At 53.8% G+C, this 21826-nt stretch carries 21 protein-coding genes; 4 read left to right on the forward strand and 17 right to left on the reverse strand.

Features of this window, described 5'->3' with window-relative positions; translation table 11 throughout:
- Position 1 precedes the first annotated feature (1 nt).
- The 7 genes from FDX04_RS21225 to pmbA all read right to left on the reverse strand — a co-directional run bounded on the left by FDX04_RS21225 (position 2) and on the right by pmbA (position 4576).
- Positions 2-646, reverse strand: a complete 645-nt coding sequence (locus FDX04_RS21225; protein WP_038636652.1) for a DUF4310 family protein — start codon at positions 644-646, stop codon at positions 2-4.
- Positions 647-657: 11 nt separating this feature from the next.
- On the reverse strand, positions 658-1434 hold the full coding sequence (locus FDX04_RS21230) for a DUF4311 domain-containing protein (protein WP_006686375.1): 777 nt from the start codon (positions 1432-1434) through the stop codon (positions 658-660).
- Between the two features lie 22 nt (positions 1435-1456).
- Positions 1457-1756, reverse strand: coding sequence for a DUF4312 family protein (locus FDX04_RS21235; protein ID WP_137360189.1), 300 nt, complete (start codon positions 1754-1756; stop codon positions 1457-1459).
- A 2-nt stretch (positions 1757-1758) separates the two neighbouring features.
- Entirely contained in the window at positions 1759-2121 is a 363-nt protein-coding gene (locus FDX04_RS21240; RefSeq protein WP_008786042.1) for an SFCGS family glycine-rich protein, read from the reverse strand.
- A gap of 10 nt (positions 2122-2131) precedes the next feature.
- Positions 2132-2440, reverse strand: coding sequence for a PRD domain-containing protein (locus FDX04_RS21245; protein ID WP_016151467.1), 309 nt, complete (start codon positions 2438-2440; stop codon positions 2132-2134).
- 310 nt (positions 2441-2750) lie between these two features.
- Positions 2751-3137, reverse strand: coding sequence for a cytochrome b562 (gene cybC / locus FDX04_RS21250; RefSeq protein WP_042312743.1), 387 nt, complete (start codon positions 3135-3137; stop codon positions 2751-2753).
- 86 nt (positions 3138-3223) lie between these two features.
- Positions 3224-4576, reverse strand: a complete 1353-nt coding sequence (gene pmbA, locus FDX04_RS21255) for a metalloprotease PmbA (protein ID WP_038636641.1) — start codon at positions 4574-4576, stop codon at positions 3224-3226.
- A 95-nt stretch (positions 4577-4671) separates the two neighbouring features.
- On the opposite strand from pmbA, the gene yjgA reads away from it, so the two are divergent.
- Positions 4672-5223: a ribosome biogenesis factor YjgA gene (yjgA, locus tag FDX04_RS21260; RefSeq protein ID WP_038636638.1), complete on the forward strand. Its 552-nt coding sequence runs from the start codon at positions 4672-4674 to the stop codon at positions 5221-5223.
- A gap of 99 nt (positions 5224-5322) precedes the next feature.
- Here yjgA and mpl read toward each other — a convergent pair whose 3' ends face one another.
- Complete coding sequence (gene mpl / locus FDX04_RS21265; RefSeq protein WP_016151460.1) at positions 5323-6699, reverse strand: UDP-N-acetylmuramate:L-alanyl-gamma-D-glutamyl-meso-diaminopimelate ligase; 1377 nt, start codon at positions 6697-6699, stop codon at positions 5323-5325.
- 175 nt (positions 6700-6874) lie between these two features.
- Here mpl and fbp point away from each other — a divergent pair, with 175 nt between their 5' ends.
- Positions 6875-7873, forward strand: coding sequence for a class 1 fructose-bisphosphatase (gene fbp, locus FDX04_RS21270; RefSeq protein WP_137371444.1), 999 nt, complete (start codon positions 6875-6877; stop codon positions 7871-7873).
- A gap of 111 nt (positions 7874-7984) precedes the next feature.
- Here the strand turns inward: fbp and FDX04_RS21275 are convergent, their stop codons facing one another.
- The 5 genes from FDX04_RS21275 to ytfQ form a co-directional block, all read right to left on the reverse strand.
- Entirely contained in the window at positions 7985-9097 is a 1113-nt protein-coding gene (locus FDX04_RS21275) for a methyl-accepting chemotaxis protein (protein WP_137371445.1), read from the reverse strand.
- Between the two features lie 103 nt (positions 9098-9200).
- Positions 9201-10202 (reverse strand): galactofuranose ABC transporter, permease protein YjfF, encoded by a 1002-nt coding sequence (gene yjfF / locus FDX04_RS21280; RefSeq protein WP_137371446.1) that lies wholly within the window; start codon positions 10200-10202, stop codon positions 9201-9203.
- Positions 10189-11211 carry a galactofuranose ABC transporter, ATP-binding protein YtfT gene (ytfT, locus tag FDX04_RS21285; RefSeq protein WP_008323019.1) on the reverse strand — a complete coding sequence of 341 codons (1023 nt, stop codon included), beginning with the start codon at positions 11209-11211 and terminating at the stop codon, positions 10189-10191. The genes yjfF and ytfT overlap by 14 nt, the downstream gene beginning before the upstream one ends.
- A gap of 13 nt (positions 11212-11224) precedes the next feature.
- Entirely contained in the window at positions 11225-12727 is a 1503-nt protein-coding gene (gene ytfR / locus FDX04_RS21290; RefSeq protein WP_123268575.1) for a galactofuranose ABC transporter, ATP-binding protein YtfR, read from the reverse strand.
- A 121-nt stretch (positions 12728-12848) separates the two neighbouring features.
- Positions 12849-13805, reverse strand: coding sequence for a galactofuranose ABC transporter substrate-binding protein YtfQ (gene ytfQ / locus FDX04_RS21295; protein WP_137371447.1), 957 nt, complete (start codon positions 13803-13805; stop codon positions 12849-12851).
- Between the two features lie 309 nt (positions 13806-14114).
- Between ytfQ and ppa the strand changes: the two genes are divergently transcribed.
- A complete protein-coding gene (gene ppa, locus FDX04_RS21300; protein ID WP_038636623.1) occupies positions 14115-14642 on the forward strand; it encodes an inorganic diphosphatase in 528 nt (175 codons plus the stop codon).
- A 94-nt stretch (positions 14643-14736) separates the two neighbouring features.
- Here the strand turns inward: ppa and FDX04_RS21305 are convergent, their stop codons facing one another.
- Positions 14737-15267 carry an NAD(P)H-dependent oxidoreductase gene (locus FDX04_RS21305; protein WP_137361570.1) on the reverse strand — a complete coding sequence of 177 codons (531 nt, stop codon included), beginning with the start codon at positions 15265-15267 and terminating at the stop codon, positions 14737-14739.
- A 121-nt stretch (positions 15268-15388) separates the two neighbouring features.
- Here FDX04_RS21305 and FDX04_RS21310 point away from each other — a divergent pair, with 121 nt between their 5' ends.
- Entirely contained in the window at positions 15389-15748 is a 360-nt protein-coding gene (locus FDX04_RS21310) for a helix-turn-helix domain-containing protein (protein ID WP_137361571.1), read from the forward strand.
- 39 nt (positions 15749-15787) lie between these two features.
- Here the strand turns inward: FDX04_RS21310 and FDX04_RS21315 are convergent, their stop codons facing one another.
- From FDX04_RS21315 to tamA, 3 genes are read right to left on the reverse strand one after another with little or no spacing between them, the layout of a single operon-like run.
- The gene (locus tag FDX04_RS21315; RefSeq protein WP_003025723.1) at positions 15788-16132 is read right to left on the reverse strand and encodes a gamma-glutamylcyclotransferase; all 345 of its coding nucleotides are present in this window, start codon (positions 16130-16132) and stop codon (positions 15788-15790) included.
- A gap of 2 nt (positions 16133-16134) precedes the next feature.
- Positions 16135-19911: an autotransporter assembly complex protein TamB gene (gene tamB / locus FDX04_RS21320; RefSeq protein WP_137371448.1), complete on the reverse strand. Its 3777-nt coding sequence runs from the start codon at positions 19909-19911 to the stop codon at positions 16135-16137.
- On the reverse strand, positions 19908-21641 hold the full coding sequence (gene tamA, locus FDX04_RS21325; protein WP_042312760.1) for an autotransporter assembly complex protein TamA: 1734 nt from the start codon (positions 21639-21641) through the stop codon (positions 19908-19910). The genes tamB and tamA overlap by 4 nt, the downstream gene beginning before the upstream one ends.
- Positions 21642-21826 lie beyond the last annotated feature (185 nt).

Below are 21826 nucleotides of genomic sequence, written 5' to 3' on the forward strand. Positions count from 1 at the left end.
GTTAGCTAATGGCAATCGGGAAGATGGAACCGAGGATCATCGCGCCGAGAATCGCCCCGCCGGTGATCGGTTTTTGCCAGATATAAAACAGCAGCGCACCCAGCAGTGAACCGACGCCAATCGGAATGGAGGCCGTCATCGCACTGAGGATAATCAAGGGACCGAGGAAGCGGCCAGAAGCGTTACCGGCCCCCATCATCACGTCCGCTCCGTAGGTTGAGTCGCTCTGATTGATGGTGAACTTACGCGCCAGAATGATGATGTAGCCAATCGCCAGACCAATCACCAGGCCGGTGACCAGCGAGGCAGCGAAGTTGGCGACCGGGAAGATAATGCCCGCGCCCAACAGCAGCGCCGGAACGCCTAACCCGACCCCGGTCTGGATCGCCCCGCCGATATCCAGAATCCCCACCAGCGAACCTTCAATGATGCGGGCAAACAGGAAGCTGGCGCCAAATGCCGCTACCGCCCCGTAGGAGCCGGTGTCCATTCCCGCTTTCAACATCGCCACGAACGCCACTTCGTTGAATGCGCCGATACCGTACAGGTAGTACATGTGCGTTCCGGCAAACACGCCGGATGAGAGCAGACCAACAAAGATCGGGAATGACCAGTCGGCGAACCAAAAACCTTTATTCTGTTCCATGATGGCCTCCGTTATTTACCGCTGAGCGAGTTGTGGATAAGTTCCAACCAGTCAGGCACGGTCAGATGGAAGGATTCGATCATCTTCATGTCGAAGCCGCGGAAGAATCCGCTCAGGACGAACAGCGCGACGATAGCCACCATCATCACTTTCGTCACGTGGTTCCAGCCGCTCTCTTCAACACCTTTGCCGATCAAAATGCCAAGCACCAGACCCGGGACGGCGTTGCCCATAATCAGCTGTGCTGCACCACCGAAAACGGTGGCCCAGAAGCCGGATTTCTTGCCGGCATCAATCGCCGCCAGCCAGAAGATCACTGGCATCACGGTGTTGACCAGCAGGTTAGCCGCGGGCACCAGCACCTTAACGGCAGTAACCTGTAGCGCTTCCGGTACGGATGACGCGGTGAGGTTCAGGAAGGTCACGACAATCATGCCGATAACACCGCAGGCGATCGCCATGCGCTTAGGATCGTGCAGCGTTTCACCAACGTTGCGATTTTTGATCATCAGCGCGGCGGCCCCCCAGTTGGGGATAATGCGATGGTCGACGTCCTGCGTGAACGCCCCTGCGGCAACGGAAGAAGCCCAGGCGTTAAAGAAAAAGCCCAGGCCGAACGAGAAGTGAGAAGCCGGATCCCCTTCACAGGAATTCAGTTCTCCCAGAGTACGAAACGCGCCCATCCCTTGAGTTGTCGGCGCATGAAACATGCGTGCAGCCCCAGCGCCGACACCGACGCCAACCAGGCCGCCGATGATGAGCGATTTTATTAATATTATCAGGAACATAATTATGCCTTTTAATAAAGAATCAGCGTTGCGTAACGAAATCCACCTTGTTGAGATTGATGGCAGTCACGTTGACGGTCACGTCCAGCTCCACGCTGAAGGTGCGTCTTTCCCGGCGCAGGAAGAGGAACAAAAACACCTCTTTGCGCACCGTTTCACGCGCTTGAACAACCTGCACATCCTGTGGCTCAATACGCAGTAAGATATGCGGGGACGCTTTCATCACCGCAGCCTGAACGTGGTTCAGAGCATCGGCAAAGGCGCGCGCTTTGGCCTCCCCCTTGCCCGTGACTCTCACCGTGGTGGTGAATTGCTCTTTCATGCTTAAGCGCCGTATTTCTTTTGCCACGCCTGTACCAGGCGCTCACCGAGTTCTTCTTTGTCCATAAAACCGAACCCCAGCACGTTGCAGCCTTCATTGATGGCGGTTACCCCTTCATCGACCGAGCGCATACCATATTTCGCCTTGTAGCCATATTTGGTTTGCGCGGTAATCGCGCCCGCCCCGCCGCTGCCGCAAAACGAGATCCCAAAAGTGGCGTTTTCCGCTTTCATGACATCGCCCAGCTTCATATCTGCCGCCACACCCGGCACCACGACCGCTCGGCCACCCGCTTTCTCAACGCCTGCCGCCACTTTCTGGCCTTTACCCAGACGATCGCCAATCACTACGGTAATTTGTTCCATCTTTTGCTCCTTACAGGTTGTCTTTCGCGACTTCGAAGTGCACCGACAGCAGCCAGGCCTCTTCCTCAGGAAGATTGCCAAACTCAGCGACCACGTCGCGGGCAAGCGCCATTGATTCGGCAGATATTTCATCAAACAAGCTGGCATCGACTTCTGGTAAGGGTTCACCCGTTACCGAGCGGTGCGCCATCGCGCGAACATGCGACGTAAGCATCTGTTCCTGTACAGCGTTGGGAATAATGTGGCGTTCACGCAGCAAGGCATACACTTGCGCCAGCATGCGGTCGGCCAGTTCAACCGATTCCCCCATGTCATTCATTACAGCTCCGTTATTCACTCGTCTTACCCCACTAATGGCTCTGAGGGTAAATTAGCGGCGGGGGTTAAAAGTTTGTAGCGAGTTGTTTTCCACTTCGAAGTGGAAAGAGGCGCAGCGATAGTGATCTATGCCGCAGAAAAGGCGATATTTGCGCTTTAGTGGCGGGAAACTGTGACGGGTATCGCAAGAGATGAGCAGAAAAAAACCAGTTCAACAAATGATTTCTCTAACTCTAAAGTTGAAAAAATGTGACGGGGATAGCCTTTGGCGTCTTATCCGACCTACGATTATGCAGGCCGGACAGAGCAGATTAACGGAACTTCTTGTGGTTTTCGTTGCGTGTTTTTTTCAGGTCTTCTGCAACGGCTTTCGCCTCTTTGACTTTACCTTCGTTCGCCAGCTTCAACGCGCCGTCGATCTGACCGATCAGCGTGTCAAAGCCGTGGCGGAAATCCTTCATCTCCGGGCTGTCCGGGGATTTGTTTTCCAGCTTCGGCGGCGTTCCCTTTTGCGCATCCAGCGCGGCTGCACGCATTTTGGTTAACGCGTCTTTCAGCTCAGTCGCATTATCCGTTTTTTCGACGATTTTCAGGTTGTCGTTGAGGATCCCCATATCGTCATCAAGATCGGCCGCAAACGCAGAAGAACCAAGAACCAGCGTTGAAGCTGCGACGATCGCTAACAGGTGTTTACGCATTGCTCACTTCCTTTTTTATTATTCAAAAATAAACAAACGCCAGATACCCTCAATAATTCACGCCACAGCTTGAAGTATGACGGGTATTATTGCCCGGCGATCTTCATCTCCGGCAACAGGACCGAACCACACTGAATATTACTGCGCGTTTCAATATCGTTGCCGACGGTGACGATATTACGCCACATCTCTTTTAAGTTACCGGCGATGGTAATTTCACTCACCGGGTACTGAATTTCGCCGTTTTCGACCCAGAAGCCCGCCGCGCCGCGCGAGTAATCGCCGGTAATGCCGCTTACGCCCTGCCCCATCAGCTCAGTCACCACCAGACCCGTGCCCATCTCTTTGAGCATCTGCTCGAAGCTTAGACCTTGTCCAGGAATACGCCAGTTGTGAATCCCGCCCGCATGACCGGTGCTCTTCAGCCCCAGCTTACGGGCAGAGTAGTTGGTCAGCAGCCACTGGGTCAAAATGCCGTCTTTAATAATGTCACGGCGCTCTGTGCGTACGCCTTCGCTGTCAAATGGCGAGGAGGCCAGTCCTTTCAGCAGATGTGGATGCTCTTCAATGGTCAACCATTCCGGCAGAATTTGTTTGCCCAGCGAGTCCAGCAGGAAGGTAGATTTGCGATATACGGAGCCACCAGCAATCGCGCCGACCAGGTGTCCGAACAGTCCGGTCGCCACTTCATTGGCGAAAATGACCGGCGCTTTCATGGTGGAAAGCTTACGCGGAGACAGGCGAGATAAGGTACGGCGCGCGCAGTCTGCCCCTACCCATTCCGGCGTTTGCAGATCGCCCATCGCCCGGCCAATGGTGTAAGCGTAATCACGCTCCATATCGCCATTTTCTTCCGCGATCACGCAGCTGGAAAGGGAATGACGCGTGGAGCAGTAGCCCTGCAGCATGCCATGGCTGTTGCCAAACACTTTGATGCCATAGTGGCTGTTAAAGCTGCCGCCTTCGGTATTGGTGATACGCTTATCAGCCTGCAGCGCCGCCTGTTCAGCACGAGCAGCCAGTTCGATGGCTTCGTCAGGGGAAACGTCCGCAGGGTGGAACAGGTCCAAATCGGGCGCATCAAAGGCCAGCAGTTCTTTATCTGCCACGCCCGCGCACGGATCCGGCGAAGTGTAGCGTGCAATGTCCAGCGCGGCCTGGACGGTACGGGCAATCGCCTGCGGACTTAAATCGGTGGAGGATGCGCTGCCCTTACGGTTCTGGTGATAAACCGTAATCCCCAGCGCGCCATCGCTATTGAATTCTACGTTCTCCACTTCACCATAACGGGTGCTGACGCTAATACCCGTGGTCTTGCTAACAGCGACTTCCGCGCCATCCGACTTACCTGACGCTAATTCCAGAGCCGTCGAGACCGCTTCTTCCAGAATCTTACGCTGCGCTTCAACTTGTGAGATTACTTTCATCGCAAATGCCATAATGTAGAGAGAGTTTCTCTGAAGTCTAACAGAGAACCGTTTTTCAGTGCGCATCTTAACTGGTAACATTAGCCTCTTTTTTTTAGGAGCCTGACATGACTAAGCAGCCCGAAGACTGGCTCGACGACGTTCCCGGTGATGACATCGAAGACGAAGACGATGAAATTATCTGGGTCAGTAAAAGTGAAATAAAACGTGACGCCGAGGAGTTAAAACGCCTGGGTGTGGAACTGGTAGAACTGGGGAAAAACGCGCTGGATAAAATCCCGCTCGACGCGGATTTACGTGCCGCCATTGAGCTGGCCCAGCGCATTAAGATGGAAGGTCGCCGCCGCCAGCTGCAGCTGATTGGCAAAATGTTGCGCCAGCGCGATGTTGATCCTATCCGTCAGGCGCTGGACAAGCTGAAAAACCGCCACAACCAGCAGGTCGTTGTCTTCCATAAGCTGGAGCAACTGCGTGACCGTATGGTTGACGGTAGCGATGAAGCCATCGAAGAAGTGATGAACCTGTGGCCTGATGCCGATCGTCAGCAACTGCGTTCGCTGGTGCGTAACGCCAGGAAAGAAAAAGCGGGCAACAAGCCGCCGAAATCAGCGCGTCAGATTTTCCAGTACCTGCGTGAACTGGCGGAAAACGAGGCGTAACCTCTTCGTCTGCCGAAAGTGCCGGATGGCGGTGCAAACACCTTATCCGGCCTACAACGCATCGTAGGCCCGGTAAGCATAGCGCCACCGGGCATTTTTTTACTCTTCTTCTGCCTGAGCTTTCTTCGCCAGGCCATCCAGCAGTTTCTGATGAATGCCGCCAAACCCGCCGTTGCTCATCACCAGGATGTGATCGCCTGGCTGTGCGGTTTTCACCACCATATCTGCCAGCGCATCCACATCGCCGCTCCAGTGCGCAGGCTGTACGCAGGCTTCAGCGACTTCTGCTACCTGCCACGGAATGTGCGGCGGTTGCAGCAGGAACACTTCGTCCGCACGACCTAACGATGGCGCCAGGTCATCTTTGCACAGGCCCATTTTCATGGTGTTCGAGCGAGGTTCCAGGACCGCGATAATGCGCGCAGTGCCGCCCACTTTACCGCGCAGTGCAGCAAGCGTTGCCAGAATCGCCGTCGGGTGATGAGCAAAATCGTCATACACCGTCACGCCGTTCGCTTCGCCGCGCAGTTCAAGACGACGACGGGCGTTGATGAATGAGCCCAGCGCATTCGCCGCGTCGGCAGGCACTACGCCAACATGACGGGCAGCCGCAATCGCCATCAGACCGTTGTGCATGTTATGTTCGCCAACCAGCCCCCACTTCACTACGCCAACGTTTTCACCGTCCAGCCACACTTCCCACTCGGAGGCATCGGTAGTGAGTTTTTTCGCCTGCCAGTGGCCTTGTTCGCCCACCAGCTCTTGTTCGCTCCAGCAGCCCATCGCCATCGTCTGTTTCAGATTGATGTCGTTTTCCGGGTAGATGATGCGTCCCTGGCCCGGCACGATACGCACCAGGTGATGGAACTGTTTCTGAATAGCTTTCAGATCGTCAAAGATGTCCGCGTGATCGAACTCAAGATTGTTGAGGATCAGCGTGCGCGGGCAGTAATGCACGAATTTAGAACGCTTATCGAAGAAGGCGCAGTCGTACTCATCCGCCTCAATCACGAAGAAGTCGCTTTCGCCCAGACGCGCAGAAACCTCAAAGTTGCCCGGAACGCCACCGATCACAAAGCCTGGCTTATAGCCGCAGGCTTCGAGGATCCAGGTCGCCATTCCGGCAGTGGTGGTTTTGCCGTGCGTCCCCGCAACCGCCAGCACCCAGCGATCGCGCAGCACAAAGTCATGCAGCCATTGCGGGCCGGACATGTATGGAATGTTCTTCTCAAGCACCGCTTCCACGCAGGGATTACCACGGGTCATGGCGTTACCGATGATCACCAGGTCCGGCTGCGGGTCGAGCTGGCTGGCATCGTACCCCTGAATCAAATCAATGCCTTGCTTCTCAAGTAAGGTACTCATCGGCGGATACACATTGGCGTCCGAACCGGTTACTTCATGACCAAGCGAGCGCGCGAGCATCGCCAGACCGCCCATGAAAGTGCCACAAATTCCCAAAATATGAATGCGCATACGTCACTATCCTTTTTTAATCTGGGGGCCATTTTACGCACATGTCCGGCAAGTGAGAAACGCATTTCAGGATATTCCGTAGTTTGCTGGCGCGATTCACCTAAGCGCAACAATGGAAATATTTGTTAATATTGTTGCGGTCGCTTTACTCCACATAAATTGCAGGGAAAGTGTTATGAAAACGTTAGGTGAATTTATTGTCGAAAAGCAGCACGAGTTTTCTCATGCTACCGGTGAACTCACTGCTTTGTTGTCGGCAATAAAGCTGGGCGCCAAGATCATCCACCGCGATATCAACAAGGCCGGTCTGGTCGATATCCTGGGTGCCAGCGGTGCTGAGAACGTGCAGGGAGAGGTTCAGCAGAAACTCGATCTGTTCGCGAACGAAAAACTGAAAGCTGCACTGAAGGCGCGCGACATTGTGGCGGGCATCGCCTCGGAAGAAGAAGATGAAATCGTCGTCTTCGAAGGCTGCGAACACGCAAAATATGTTGTGCTAATGGATCCGCTGGATGGCTCATCCAACATCGATGTTAACGTCTCTGTCGGTACTATTTTCTCTATTTACCGCCGCGTAACCCCAGTCGGCACACCGGTTACGGAAGAGGATTTCCTGCAGCCGGGCAACAAGCAGGTTGCTGCGGGCTACGTTGTTTATGGTTCTTCCACCATGCTGGTGTATACCACCGGCTGTGGCGTACACGCCTTCACCTACGATCCTTCTCTGGGCGTATTCTGCCTCAGCCAGGAACGTATGCGCTTCCCGGCGAAAGGCAGCACGTACTCCATTAACGAAGGCAACTACATCAAATTCCCGAACGGCGTGAAGAAGTACATTAAGTTCTGCCAGGAAGAAGATAAGCCAACCCAGCGCCCGTATACCTCACGCTACATTGGCTCTCTGGTTGCGGATTTCCATCGCAATCTGCTGAAGGGAGGAATCTACTTGTACCCAAGCACCGCCAGCCACCCGCAAGGGAAACTGCGTCTGCTGTACGAATGCAACCCGATGGCCTTCCTGGCCGAGCAGGCGGGCGGCAAAGCCAGCGATGGTAAAGAGCGTATTCTGGATATCATTCCGGAAAGCCTGCACCAGCGCCGCTCCTTCTTCGTGGGCAACGACCATATGGTCGAAGATGTAGAACGCTTTATCCGCGAGTTCCCGGACGCGTAAGCGCAATTTCCCGGCCTACTGCACATTGTAGGCCGGATAAGCGAAGCGCCATCCGGCATGATGCAGTGACATTACCTGATGGCGGCTTCGCCTTATCAGGCCTACGTTCGGTTACGCTGTCTGTAGCTTAAACGCCGCCATCGCCTCCAGCAGCGCATGTGACTGTTCTTCCAGCGAGCGGGTAGCCGCTGAAGACTGCTGTACCAGTGCCGCATTTTGCTGCGCCGTTTCATCCATCTGCATCACCGCGATATTCACCTGCTCTATGCCGCGACTCTGTTCCTGGGACGCACTGGCGATTTCACGCATCAGCTTAGTCATGCGCATCACTTCAGTAGCAATTTCATCCATGGTTTCACCCGCCTGCTGCGCCAGCTCGCTGCCTTCACCGACGTGGGTGTGCGAATCGCTGATTAACGCGCGGATCTCTTTTGCCGCTTCGGCACTGCGGCTGGCCAGATTACGTACTTCACCTGCAACAACCGCAAAACCCCGTCCTTGCTCACCGGCTCGCGCCGCTTCAACGGAGGCATTGAGCGCCAGAATATTGGTCTGGAAAGCAATGCCATCAATCACGCTGAGGATGTCGGCGATTCGGCTGGAACTGCCGGAAATATCGCGCATTTTCTCGATCACATAGCACACCATCTCGCTGCCGCGATCGGCGGTATCCGACACCGATTTTGCCAGCTGGTGCGCCTGTTCCGCATTCTGCGCATTCTGTTTCACCGTCGCCGTGAGTTCTTCCATGCTGGCGGCGGTCTGCTCCAGCGAAGTGGCCGTTGATTCAGTGCGTTGCGCCAGATGCTGGTTCCCAGCCGTCAGTTCACGACTGCCAATATCAATTTGCGAACTGGCATCGCGTACGCGCTGTACCGAGTCGCCCAGCGCATGGCGCATGTCATCCATTGCCGCGTTCAGGCGATTGAATTCGGCGCTGGCCGACAGCGTGGCAACCGGCGATAAGTCCCCCGTTGCCAGGCGTTCCAGTTGCTCAACCATGGTATCCAACGGTTTGAGAAACTTATTTCGCAGCATAAACCAAATAACCGCCAGCAATGCGATAGCAGCCAACATCGCAGCGCTCATAATACCGTGATAGATCAATGAGGTAATGACGCGCGTAGAGGCATATAGCCCCATACCACCGGTCAGTAACAGAAGGAACGTCAGCAAAGACAATAACACCAACAAACTTGATCGAATTGAAAGGGATTTTGGCATCGTTATATTTCCGGTTGTAGGGTTAAAACAGACCTGTACAGAACCTATCGACTACAACCGGAAAAAGTTTAGCTATTTAAATGTCTTGTGAAAAATCATGATGTTACTTTGGTGTTGTCGCCGTGCTTACGCGGGTGACCGGCGAGCTTTGACGATTTTCCCAAAGCACCGTGAGACCGCGTTGTAAGGCAATAAAAATAAACAATAAAATACCAATCGCGATCTTGGTCCACCAGGAACTTAATGTGCCGTCAAAATTAATATAGGTCTGGATCAGCCCCTGAATAGCCACGCCAAACAAGGCGCCTAAAACCGTACCCACTCCGCCGCTCAACAGCGTACCGCCAATCACGACTGAGGCAATCGCATCCAGCTCGACACCGACGCCCGCCAGCGCATAACCGGCCTGGGTATAAATTGAAAAGACAATGCCAGCCAGCGTAGCCAAACCGGTAGACAACATATAAATACGGATGGTGGTGCTGCGGGTGGAGATCCCCATCAGGTTAGCAGAGGTGGCGTTGCCGCCAATCGCATAAACCTGATTACCGAACCGCGTACGATGCGCCAGAAAGATGCCGATGACCACCACCGCCAGCATCAGCAATCCCATCGCGCTCAGGCGACCACCGCCGGGAATTTTCCATGCCAGGCTTGAGAGCGTGTCATAAACCGGATGGTTAATCGGGATGGATTCTTCTGAGACCAGATAGCTGACGCCGCGCAGGAAGAACATTCCCGCCAGGGTAATGATGAATGCCGGGATCTTCAGCGCATCAATCAGTAACCCCATAAACGCGCCAAACGCGCAGCCCATCAGCAAAACCAAAGGGAACGCCAGCAGCGGGGAAATACCCCAATAACCAATGGCCTTCGCCAGAAATACGCCGGTAAAGGCGATCACCGAGCCAACGGAAAGGTCGATCCCGCCAGAGAGGATCACGAAGGTCATGCCCACGGCAATAATCCCTAAAAAAGCGTTATCGGTCAGGATATTGCAGATGACCCGGGTGGAAGCAAAAGCGGGAAACTGCGTCAGGCAGTAAAGGTAGCCCAGCACAAACACGCCGAGGGTGATCATCAGCGGTAAATTACGTTTTATCATGACCACGCACTCCTTTTATCAGGCTGATAAAGCGTTGTGACTGCACGACCAGCACACACAACACCACCACGGCTTTGACCACCTGATTCAGTTCCGGCTGGAAGCCCGACAGCAAAATCCCGGTGTTCATGCCCTGAATAATCAATGCGCCTACCACCGACAGCAGCAGGTTAAAGCGCCCGCCCATCAGCGAACCGCCGCCGATAACCACCGCCAGGATGGCATCCAGTTCCAGCCACAATCCGGCGTTATTGGCATCTGCCCCGCGGATATCCGCCGTGACGATAATGCCAGCGATAGCCGCGCACAGGCCGCTCAGCACATAGGTGAGCATCACGATAATGCGGGTGTTCACCCCGGCGTTTTTTGCCGCACGAATGTTGATACCCACCGCTTCGATAAACATACCCAGCGCCGTTTTCCGCGTCAGCAGCCAGAACACTACCAGCGTGAGCAGTGCAATAATTACCGGCGTGGGGAACAGTAAGAGCGAGCCGCTGCCAAACCATGACAGTTCGGGCGAGTTAAAGGTGACGATCTGCCCGGAGGTGATAAGCTGCGCCACTCCACGCCCGGCCACCATCAGGATAAGCGTGGCGACAAACGGTTGGATCTTGAGGATGGCCACCAGAATCCCATTCCACAGCCCAGCCAGAATGCCGGAGCCTAAGGCGGCAAGCAGCACCACCGGCAGACTGTGCCCGGCCACCGTCATCGCCGCGGTAGTGGCGCCAGCAATAGCCATGACGGCCCCCACGGAAAGGTCGATGCCGCCGGTGGCAATCACCAGCGTCATACCAATCGCCAACAGCGCAACGGGAGCGGCGCGGTTGAGAATATCAATCGGGCTACCAAACAGACGACCATCCTGCAAAATCACCTGGTAGAAGTGCGGGGCGACCAGGCTATCCACCAGCAGCACCAGCAGTAACGCCACCAGCTGTGGCATCCCCTTTGGCCAACGGAACCGCCGTTTAGGCGGATTGGATTGAGGGAGAGATTGAGGCATCACCATAGTCTCCTTAGGCCGCAATGGCGTTCATGATCGCCGGTACGGACAGTTCAGCCAGTGGGATCTCGGCCACCTGTTTGCGATCGCGCATAATAATGACCCGATCGGCATAGCCCACTAACTCTTCCAGTTCGGATGAAATGACCAGCAGCGCCAGACCATCCGCGCACAGCGTTTCGATCAGGCGGATGATCTCCGCATGCGCGCCAACGTCGATCCCACGCGTGGGTTCATCGAGGATCAGGAACTGCGGTTTGGTCAGTAACCAGCGCGAGAGCAGTACTTTTTGCTGATTGCCGCCGGAGAGAAATTCGATCGGCTGCTCAGCGTTGGGGGTGCGAATTCCGAGCTGGCGGATAAACCGCTCGGCAATCTCGTTTTGTTCTTTCCGCGGGATAGGCCGCAGCCAGCCACGCTGCGCCTGCAACGCCAGAATAATGTTTTCCCGCACCGAGGCGGCGGCAATAATGCCATCCGTTTTGCGATCCTCCGGACAGAAACCGATCCCCAGACACGAAGCCTGATGCGGCGATCGCAAAGTCTGCGGTTTGCCTTTGATCAGCGCACTTCCGCTGTCGGCGGGTTTAATACCGAAGATCACCTCCGCCGTTTCCGTTCGCCCGGATCCCAGAAGTCCGGCGAGACCGACGATCTCACCTGGACGCACCTGCAGATCAAACGGCGCGATGGTGCCTTTTTTGCCAAAGCCGCTGAATGCCGCCACCGGTTTATCACTCAGCAAGGTGCGGCCCGCACGCTGTAGCGCATGGGTATCCAGTTCGCGGCCCAGCATCATTTTGACCAGTTCGATCTGAGGCAGCTCGCGGGTTTTACGGCAGCCAACGAAGCCGCCGTTACGCAGGACGGTAATGCGATCGCTGACCTGATAAACCTGATCGAGAAAGTGGGTGACGAAGATCAGACTGACGCCGCGATCGCGCAGATGTCGCATCAGACCAAACAGCATTTCAACTTCCTGGGTATCAAGGCTGGCAGTCGGCTCATCGAGGATCAGCACTTTCGCGGAGAGATCGATTGCCCGACAGATGGCGACGATCTGTTGCATCGCCACGGAAAAGCGGTTCAGCGGCTCGCGTACGTCGAGGGAAAAACCGTATGACGCCATCAGCTCCGTCGCGCGTTTTTCCATTTGCTTGCGCTGAAGCAGGCCAAAACGCCGCGGTTCACGGCCAATAAATAAGTTATCGGCAACCGACATATTGGGCAGCAGGTTCACTTCCTGGTACACGGTGCCAATGCCCAGTTGTTGGGCATGGGCGGTATTTTTGGGAGAGATCGGTTGGCCTTCGAGCCAGATAGTGCCGCGATCGGCATGGTAAACGCCGGTCAGCGCTTTGATGAGCGTCGATTTGCCGGCTCCGTTTTCTCCCAGCAGCGCCATAATCTCGCCACGACGCAAGCTGAAATCCACGTTATCCAACGCTTTGACGCCGGGAAAGAATTTGCTTAATCCTTCGGTGCGGAGGATTTCCTGATGTTGGTCGGTGGTCATGGCATTCCTCCGTTACGAAATCACGGCGTTTCGTAGGACTGATAAGCGCAGCGCCATCAGGCAATAAATGCCGGATGGCGGCGTAACGCCTTATCCGGCCTACGCAAGACCGACAGCAAAACTAGTAGCCCATGTTTTTCTTCTTCTCTAACTCTTCTTTCGCCGTATCCGGCAGATAGAGGATCGACTTGGTAATGGTCAGCTTCTCAGGCATCGTGCCGTCTTTTTTGAATTTCTCCAGCGCGTCGAATGCCGGGCCAGCCATATTTGGCGTCAGCTCGACGCTGGCGTTGGCTTCACCGTCAATCATCGCTTTGTAGATATCCGGTACGCCATCGATAGAACCGGTGAGAATATCTTTGCCAGGTTTCAGGCCCGCTTCTTTGATCGCCTGAATCGCACCGATCACCATGTCATCGTTGTGGGCGTAAACCATACAGATGTTCTTGCCGTTGTTTTCCGCTTTGATAAAGCTCTCCATCACTTCTTTCCCTTTACTGCGGGTGAAGTCGCCGGACTGAGAGCGAATAATTTTGATGTTTGGCGCGTTAGCGATAGCTTCAGCAAAGCCTTTTTTACGATCGATCGCCACGCTGGCCCCGACGGTCCCTTGCAGCTCAACGACGTTACACGGCTTGCCGTCCACTTGTTTAATCAGCCAGTCGCCGATCAATTTGCCTTCCAGCACGTTGTCAGCGGTGACGGTGGTCATATAGAGAGATTTGTCTTTTACATCGATGGAACGATCGAGCAAAAAGACCGGAATGTCGGCATCTTTAGCTTCTTTTAAAACCGGCTCCCAACCCGTTGCCACGACCGGCGCAATAAAGATAGCGTCGACGCCCTGCGCAACAAATGAGCGGACTGCTTTAATCTGGTTTTCCTGCTTTTGCTGGCCATCAGCGATTTTCAGCGTAATTCCCCGCTTTTCGGCCTCGCTTTTCGCGACGTTGGTTTCTGCGGCGCGCCAGCCGGATTCAGAGCCAACCTGCGAAAATCCTACGGTTAAAGGGGCTGCTATTGCCATAGACGACATGGCTGCCGAAACTGCTGTGACTATAAGTAAGCGCTTCCACATAAGTGCGTCCTCGTAGGGTGATTATTGTTGGTTAATAAACCGTCGCGAAAAAACTATAGACAATTGAGCATGTAACGGATTGCGTTACATCACACTTCAAAAAAGTAAATAAAACGTTAATCACAAGTTTGTAATCGCTTTCATATCACTATGAAAAATGCAGCTGAAGATATGGATTTTTCTGTCACCAGAGAGGAGCAAAAAGAAGAAAATGGGAGTAGAGAAAGCGAAAACAAGCGGAGACATTCCGCGCGAGTTGGCTATAATACCCGCCACTTGTTTGCCATAGCTTATTTAAAGGAAACAGACATGAGCTTACTCAACGTCCCTGCCGGTAAAGACCTGCCGGAAGATATCTACGTTGTTATCGAGATCCCTGCCAACGCAGATCCGATCAAATACGAAGTTGACAAAGAGAGCGGCGCCCTGTTCGTTGACCGCTTCATGTCCACCGCGATGTTCTATCCGTGCAACTACGGTTACATCAACCACACCCTGTCTCTGGATGGCGATCCGGTTGACGTTCTGGTCCCGACTCCGTACCCGCTGGAGCCTGGTTCAGTGATCCGCTGCCGTCCGGTTGGCGTTCTGAAAATGACCGACGAATCCGGTGAAGATGCGAAACTGGTTGCGGTACCGCACACCAAGCTGAGCAAAGAATACGATCACATCAAAGATGTGTCCGACCTGCCGGAACTGCTGAAAGCGCAGATCACCCACTTCTTCGAGCATTACAAAGATCTCGAAGCAGGCAAATGGGTAAAAGTTGACGGTTGGGACAACGCTGAAGCCGCTAAAGCTGAAATCGTTGCATCCTTCGAGCGCGCGAAGAAGTAAGATCGCACATGACTAAGCCCCGATAAATATCGGGGCTTTTTTTTAATTAAAGCTCTGGCAACTCATCGTGTGCAATTTTATACTGAGGAAATAATTAAAAAGAGCGCAGATAATCAATATACTCTCTCACATTTTTCTCTAATTCTTCCTGTGAAAATTTATCCTCTGCGCCGTAAAAAGCGTGGAATGGCAAGTAATTTGCCCCGACATATTTCGCTGTCATTTCAAATGGCAAAAGTATTTCCTGCATTGAATACTGATAGCGTCCATCATGTGAAAAATCCGACTCTTTAATGCCCGCACTCACCGCCAGTGAAAACTTGCGACCTTTGAAGGCATGACGGCTTGTTGAGCCATATGCCCAGCCGTAAGTGAATACCTCATCCAGCCATTTTTTCAGTAAGGGAGGGCAATTAAACCAGTACAGTGGAAACTGTAGAATAATACTATCATGTTGTTCAATTAACTTCTGCTCACGTTCAACATCAATAATACCATCAGCATAGGCTTGATAAAGATGATGAACCGTAAATAAGTCAGGATATTTAGCGAGTTCATCTGCCCAGCGTTTATTTATAACAGAGTTATTAAAATTGGGATGAACAACAACAATGAGTGTTTTCAAATAAAATCCTCCATAATTTACTGAACCATTCAGTATTTATTTGATGTTTGCATCATAATTATAATTATTTTAAAGTACAATACTGTCATTGTTGATATATACTATACAAAAGGTTAGTGTAATGAACGAAGAGAGAGTCACTTCCCCGTGCGAACTTTTGGGGGATACCGGGTTTGCCTACACGCTTTCACTGGTGAGCGGAAAATATAAAATGATCATTCTCTACTCGTTGACGGGGACCAGTCCCATCCTGAGATTCAATGAACTCCAACGCCGTATAGGAACAATTTCATATCGCACACTCAGCCTGACGCTGAAAGAACTCGAAAGTGATGGATTAATAATCAGAAACGAGTACCCGCAAATTCCGCCAAAGGTCGAGTACAGCCTCTCAAAGAGAGGGCTGTCGCTGATTCCGGTCTTAGATATGATGTGTGAGTGGGGAAATGTTCATCGCAATGATGAGATAAACAAAAATTAAGAGCGAAAAACAACGCCACCCGAGGGTGGCGTGTTCATATCAGTACTGGTCTCTGTCTAACCAGTTACCGCTTTCAATCAGCGTTAAGCCATCAACCGGACGTTGGTACACGTACATCCATGCACTTCCGTACGGCGTTTGAATTAGCTGGCGTGCGTATTCACCACCACGGGTACGCAGAGCGTCAAGCTCTGCCAGCGTGGCGTTATCAATACGATAAACTTCCCCGTGTACTGTTCCATTTCCCGGAACGGCGCCTGGATAGTGGCCCAGGCTGTACAACTGGTAGTTGTCGATACTGAAATTTCCCAGCAACAGGGCATTGGTCATCCAGTGGCTGTTGCCTTGTTTGGTTCGTAAACTGCCATAGACAAATATTCGCATTGCTAAAACTCGAACTGATAGAGCAAATCAAGTGCCTGATCTACGCCAGACACTGCTTCCAGATATAGCTTAGGCATCAGACGATAACGTAGCGTGAGTGTCGCTAAGGAGTCAAATATACCCACACCATATTTCACCTGCAGACCTGGCAGTACGTATCCGCTGACAACGACCTGAGATGAGTCACCCACCCCTTGCGTGTCCAGTGCCAGATTGCTTACGCCAAATGTCTCCCCGATTTTACCCACAACCTGACCACTTTGTGCAACCCCCAGGCCAATAAGCATTGAAGTCATCGCCGCGCTGTCACTCTGTTCACTATCCAGTCCTTGCCCACGAAGCAGGTAAGACAGCGCCATTTGCTGCGACATCGCCGGGTCGGAGAAGATCTCCGCTTTCGGTTCATCAGCCGTGCCCGTGACGCGAACACCAGCGATCACGTCATCTTCTGTAGCATCCGGGTTACGAATCGCTTCAATATTGAGCAGCGGCTGATCCGGCGGACCGGAGAATAACAGCTCGCCCTTACGCACGATCAGATCCTGACCATAGGCATGGAAGCGACCGCTCGGGATATTAATCTGTCCGTTAAGCCCGAGTCCCTGTTTATCCTGCACCACCTTCAGATCGCCCGTCAGCCGCGCTTTCAGACCAAAGGCATCAAGACGCACGTTATTACCGACGTGGATGTTCAGGTTGCTGTTGATCGGGATCCCGGCGGTCTGCGGTTTCTCAGGCTGGAGATCGTTATTAAGCATCACCATATCGCTGGACACCCCTACCGCGCTTTCCGGCAGATCGTGGACCACGATACGCGCCCACGGCACATCGACATTGCCGTTCAGGGTAAACAGGCTCGGTGTCGCTTCAAATTCCACATCCGGCGAGACATCCAGACGCACCATCGGCGGCACGGTGATCCGCACCCGACTGCCTTTCGCCGCAACGCGCGCCCGCCAGTTGTCGATCTGACTCCAGTCAGCGTCGCCGCTCAGGTTGATTTCCCCCTGCTGCGTACGCACCACACCCGCCAACGTTGAGCGTGTTCCGGTGAAGTTAACGGCTAACTGGCTTGGCTGCATGTCAAACGGCATAAAGTTACCGTCGATATCGAGTCCGCTCAGTTGCAATTGTCCAAGCAGTTGTGGACTTTGTACATCGCCGCCCAGACGCAGGTTGGCGTTGATCGTCCCCGCGGCCTTTTCACCACGTGAGAAGATAGGGTTCACCATCGCCAGATTGAAGTTGCGGATATTGACGTTGCCGCCCAGGTTACGCCGCCCTTGTGGATCCGTCACCTGCACCTTTCCGTCAAACTGTCCGTTATTGGTCAGGCGAATCAGCCAGCCCAGTTCGGCACGGTTGTCGTGCAGGTCGGCGGTCAGATTCAACGTTTCAAATGCCACTGGCAGCGGCGCATCGTTCACGCTTTGCGTGACCTTCACGTTGCGTCCGGAAAGCGTGACCTGCCCCTGCGGCAGCCCCTCTTTGGTCGTGTCCCAACTGACATCGGCTTTGCCGGTGAACACCCCGCTGGCCTGAGTCGTATCCGGCATGAACGGTTTCAGCATCGCCAGGTCGAAACGGTTGAGATTCACCACCGCGCGGCCTTCTGCACCGGCATCAATGGTTTGTGGTACGCACAGCTCCGCATTCGGGTTGTTCCAGCAGTGCGGCCCAATGCTGATTTTTTGCTCCTGATTGCGGTAATCCAACGCGATCGCGCGATTAAGCGCCCACGGGCCAACCGGCGTCTGGAAACGGGTATTGCTTAACTCCCCTTTCCAGCGCTGTTCTTTGCGATCAAAGCTGCCTGCCAGGGAGAGCTGTCCGGAGACCGGCTCGCCCTGGATGCGCAACTGTAGCTCATGCTGCCTCTCACTGCCTTTGGCATCGAGCGTCACCAGGCCAATATTCACGTCAGGTTGTACAATCCGCTCTACGCGAACGTTGAGATTACCGGCGATTTGCTCCGCCGATTTCACGTCGCCTTCGACGCGAACCTGAGCAACGGAAAGCTCCTGCCAGCGCAGGCCGCGAGCGGTGATGTCCGCCAACAGCTGTGGCGCTTCTACCGTCCCGCGAACTTTTACCAACCCTTTCGCCGTACCGCCTAATCCCGGCAGCGCGTTATCCAGGCTTGGGGCATCAATCGTCGCGTCGAGATTGAGGTCTTTGACCCCCAGTTCCCCTTTCACGTCCGCACTGTTGCGTCCCAGTTCCAGATGCAGGCCAGGGATCGTCCACTGCAGGTAGCTGTTCCCCTTCAGCGAACCATTCACATTAACCTTGTTCTGCTTCACGTTACCGGTCAGCTTCAGCTCAGGAATCTCCATCTGCCAGCTTCCGCCGTACAGACTCCCGCGCGTTTTCACCAGACCATTCAGCTTTGACGGCCAGTCCGGGATTGTTTTCGCAGTGTCGATGCCGTCCAGCGTTAACTCCCCGCGCCAACTGATCGCCTGCTGCCAGTCCACCAGCGCTTTCAGCTCGGTTTTGCCTTCCAGCGCCGCAATGCTCAGTTTATCGAGATTGATCTGCTGTTCGTTGCCTTTGGCGTCCAGTGTGATGGTAGCCGGAGGGATATCCTGCCCTTTCACCGCGGTACGCATCGACAACGTATAGTCGGTCATTTTGCCGGTCAGCTTGAGCTTGATGTCATCGGCCTGGAACTGCTTGTCGCCGGTAAACGGCCAGTAAACCTGCTTACTCACCACTTCCAGATTGAGCGGTAATCCGGCTTCTGCCAGACGCGTTTGCGCGCGCAGGTCCATATCAACCGGGCCAGACAGATTGACGCCGACTTCCAGCTGTTCACGCAGCGCGCCACCGACCTTCAGCTTCACCTTTTCGCCTTTTAATGGATCGACGTTCAGCGTGCTGTTGAGGGTAATATCCACCGGCCATGTGTTGGTGAGCTGCGCCGTACCGCTGGCGTTTACCGTACCCTGATTAGAGTCGATATCCAGCGCGTCGAGCTTCATGTTGCCGTCAATGCTGCTCACTTTGAGCAGCATGTTATGCACCGTTAAATCCGTATCCCCGGTCACGCGCAGTTGCTCGCCGCGAAACTCCTCAATATTGAGGTTGAGCGGCAGATGGACATCGGTCATTTCCGGTAGCACCGGCTTTGAGAACAGATCTTTTAGCGTTTCACCGAGCGGTTTTTCATCCGGCTGCGGGTTTTGAATCTTCGGTTCAACGACCTCTTCCTGCGCCACTTCCGCCACTTTAGGCAGGGCAATCAGCAGGCCCTGTAATGACGTTGGCTTCAGGGTCAGCGTTTTTTCCTGCCAGTTCAGGCCGGAGGTAAAATCGAGCACTGAAACCGTGGTGTCGTCAATTTTGATATTGATGTTATTCAGCGCCACACGCGAAAGCGTGATCGGATAAGGTGTGGAAAGGTTAAGCGGGCCGCTATCCTCCTCCTCAACCGGTGCTGAAGGCGGCATCTTTTTGCTGTCGATCGCCACGTTGATATTTTTCAGCGACAGATCGTTGACGCACAGGCTACTATCCCAAAGACACTCCAGCCCGACGGCCAGATGCACTTCACCGGCATTCACCGCCACGCCAGGCTGGTCATAACGAATATTTTTGAGCGATAAATCCCGCCAGCCGCCGGTAACCTGACCAATTTCCAGCCCCGGAACCCACCGATTAGCAGCCTTGAAGATCAGGTGCAGGCCCGAGGTGGTGCCGACAAGGAACGCCACCGTGCCTAACAACAGCAGGATAAAAATTAGCACGCCGAGGCTTATCTTCTTCCATAAACTCATAATTCAGGCCCCAGACCGATGTAAAACTGTAAACCATGTTCATCTTTGTCGCCGACAGGGACGGCAAAGTCGAGCTTGATAGGTCCGACCGGCGACTGCCAGCGCACACCGACCCCGGCGCCGGTTTTGAAATCGCTTTTGCGAATATCGCTGACCGCTTCGCCGCTATCGACAAACATTGCGCCCCACCATTTCCCGGTCACGTTGTACTGGTATTCCAGCGAGCCGGTTGCCAGCTTCGAGGCCCCTTTCAGCTTACCGTCGCTGCCTTCGGGCGAAATAGATTTGTATTTGTAACCGCGAATACTGCGATCGCCCCCGGCGAAGAAACGCAGATCCGGTGGCACTTTGTCGAAGTCCCCGGTTTCAATCCAGCCGAGGTTACCGCGCATCACAAAGCGATGCCTGTCGTACAGCGTACGGATCCAGACGTTTTGCGCCTGGAAGACAGAGAAATCAACGTCTGAACCCCAGGCCGTATTGGAATAATCAATGGAATAGCGCTGAGAATCGCCCCAGACGGGCATCAGACCGCCGCGCGAACGCGTCCGGCTAATCATCACGCCCGGATAGAGCAGCATGGTGGTATTGGTGACGTTACCCTGCGTAAAGTGGTCGAGGCTCCAGCGCAGGTTAATCGCGCGCTGCCAGCCGCTGGAAAGGTCCCAGTAACGGGAAACCGCAAGCGTCGTGGAGTCCTGCTCGGTGTCGTTTAAATCAGTACGCTTAAAGCCCCCCTGCACCAGGTAATACTGCTCCAGTGGGTTCTTTAACAGCGGCATTTTATAACTAAAATCAAGGACCTGCTCTGGCGCAGAGATACTGGCGCTAGTGGTCAGGCTGTGGCCATAGGAGTTCATCCACGGCTTTTTCCACGAGGTCTTTACCCGTGGCCCGACGTCAGTTGAATAACCAACCCCGGTTTCGATGGTGTTTTCGGTTCGCGGCGAGACCACGCCTTTAAGCGGCAGCACTTTGGTTTTGCGGGCTTTATCAAATTCTGGCGCGACAACCACAGAATTAAACCATCCGGTCGCCGACAGACGACGGTTAAGTTCCCCCAGATCTTTCGACTCGTACTCTTCACCTTCTTTAAATGGCACCAGGTTTTGCAGGTACTCATCACGAATTTGCGAGCCTTCAAAGGTGACATGCCCAAAGCGATAGCGTTCACCGCTGTTGTAATCGATATCCCAGAACGCCTGACGGCGCTCAAGCGCTATTCCAAGCTGGCTTTTATTAAATTCACTGTCGAAATAGCCTTTGCGCAGCGCCACGCTGGTGAGGGATTTTTTGAAGTTGTCATAATCACCCTGATTCAACACGGTGCCGATTGCCGGGCGCGTTTTCAGCAGATCCAGATAATCTTTATCCGTACGCGCGCCACCGCGCAAAATCACTTCGGTGCCGCCAATCAGCACCGGCTCGCCGGGGGTTACTTTGGCAATCAGCACCTGGCGTCCTTTTGCCGGTGGGGGGCGCAGCTCAAAATCGATGGTCGGCTCAAAGTAGCCCAGCGCTTTTAGCCCTTCGCGGATGGCATCATCAACACGCGCACGAAAGCGTCGGTCTGGCGTGACTTCATCACTTTGAATCGTGGACAACTGCGCACGGACGTTTTTCTCCAGCGGTCCTGATAATCCTTCGACCTGTAAGCGAACATTCGCGGCGGCGGCGGAGCCACTTAAGCACAGTAATCCCACCCAACATAACTGACGGATATGTGGCACATTTTCTCCTGAATATCCTTTTTTCCCACCCCTGGAAAAAAATACTATGCCGTTCCTCGGCTTAACAAAAAATCAACAATAAGAGTTGAAAAACAGACGACAACCCAAATATTTCTTATGTTTAACTCTAGACGTATTCATGCCGTTTATTGTGGGCAAAGACGCGTCTCGTTACAACCTTAACC

The sequence above is a fragment of the Citrobacter sp. wls615 genome (assembly GCF_005281355.1).
Classification (GTDB): domain Bacteria; phylum Pseudomonadota; class Gammaproteobacteria; order Enterobacterales; family Enterobacteriaceae; genus Citrobacter; species Citrobacter werkmanii.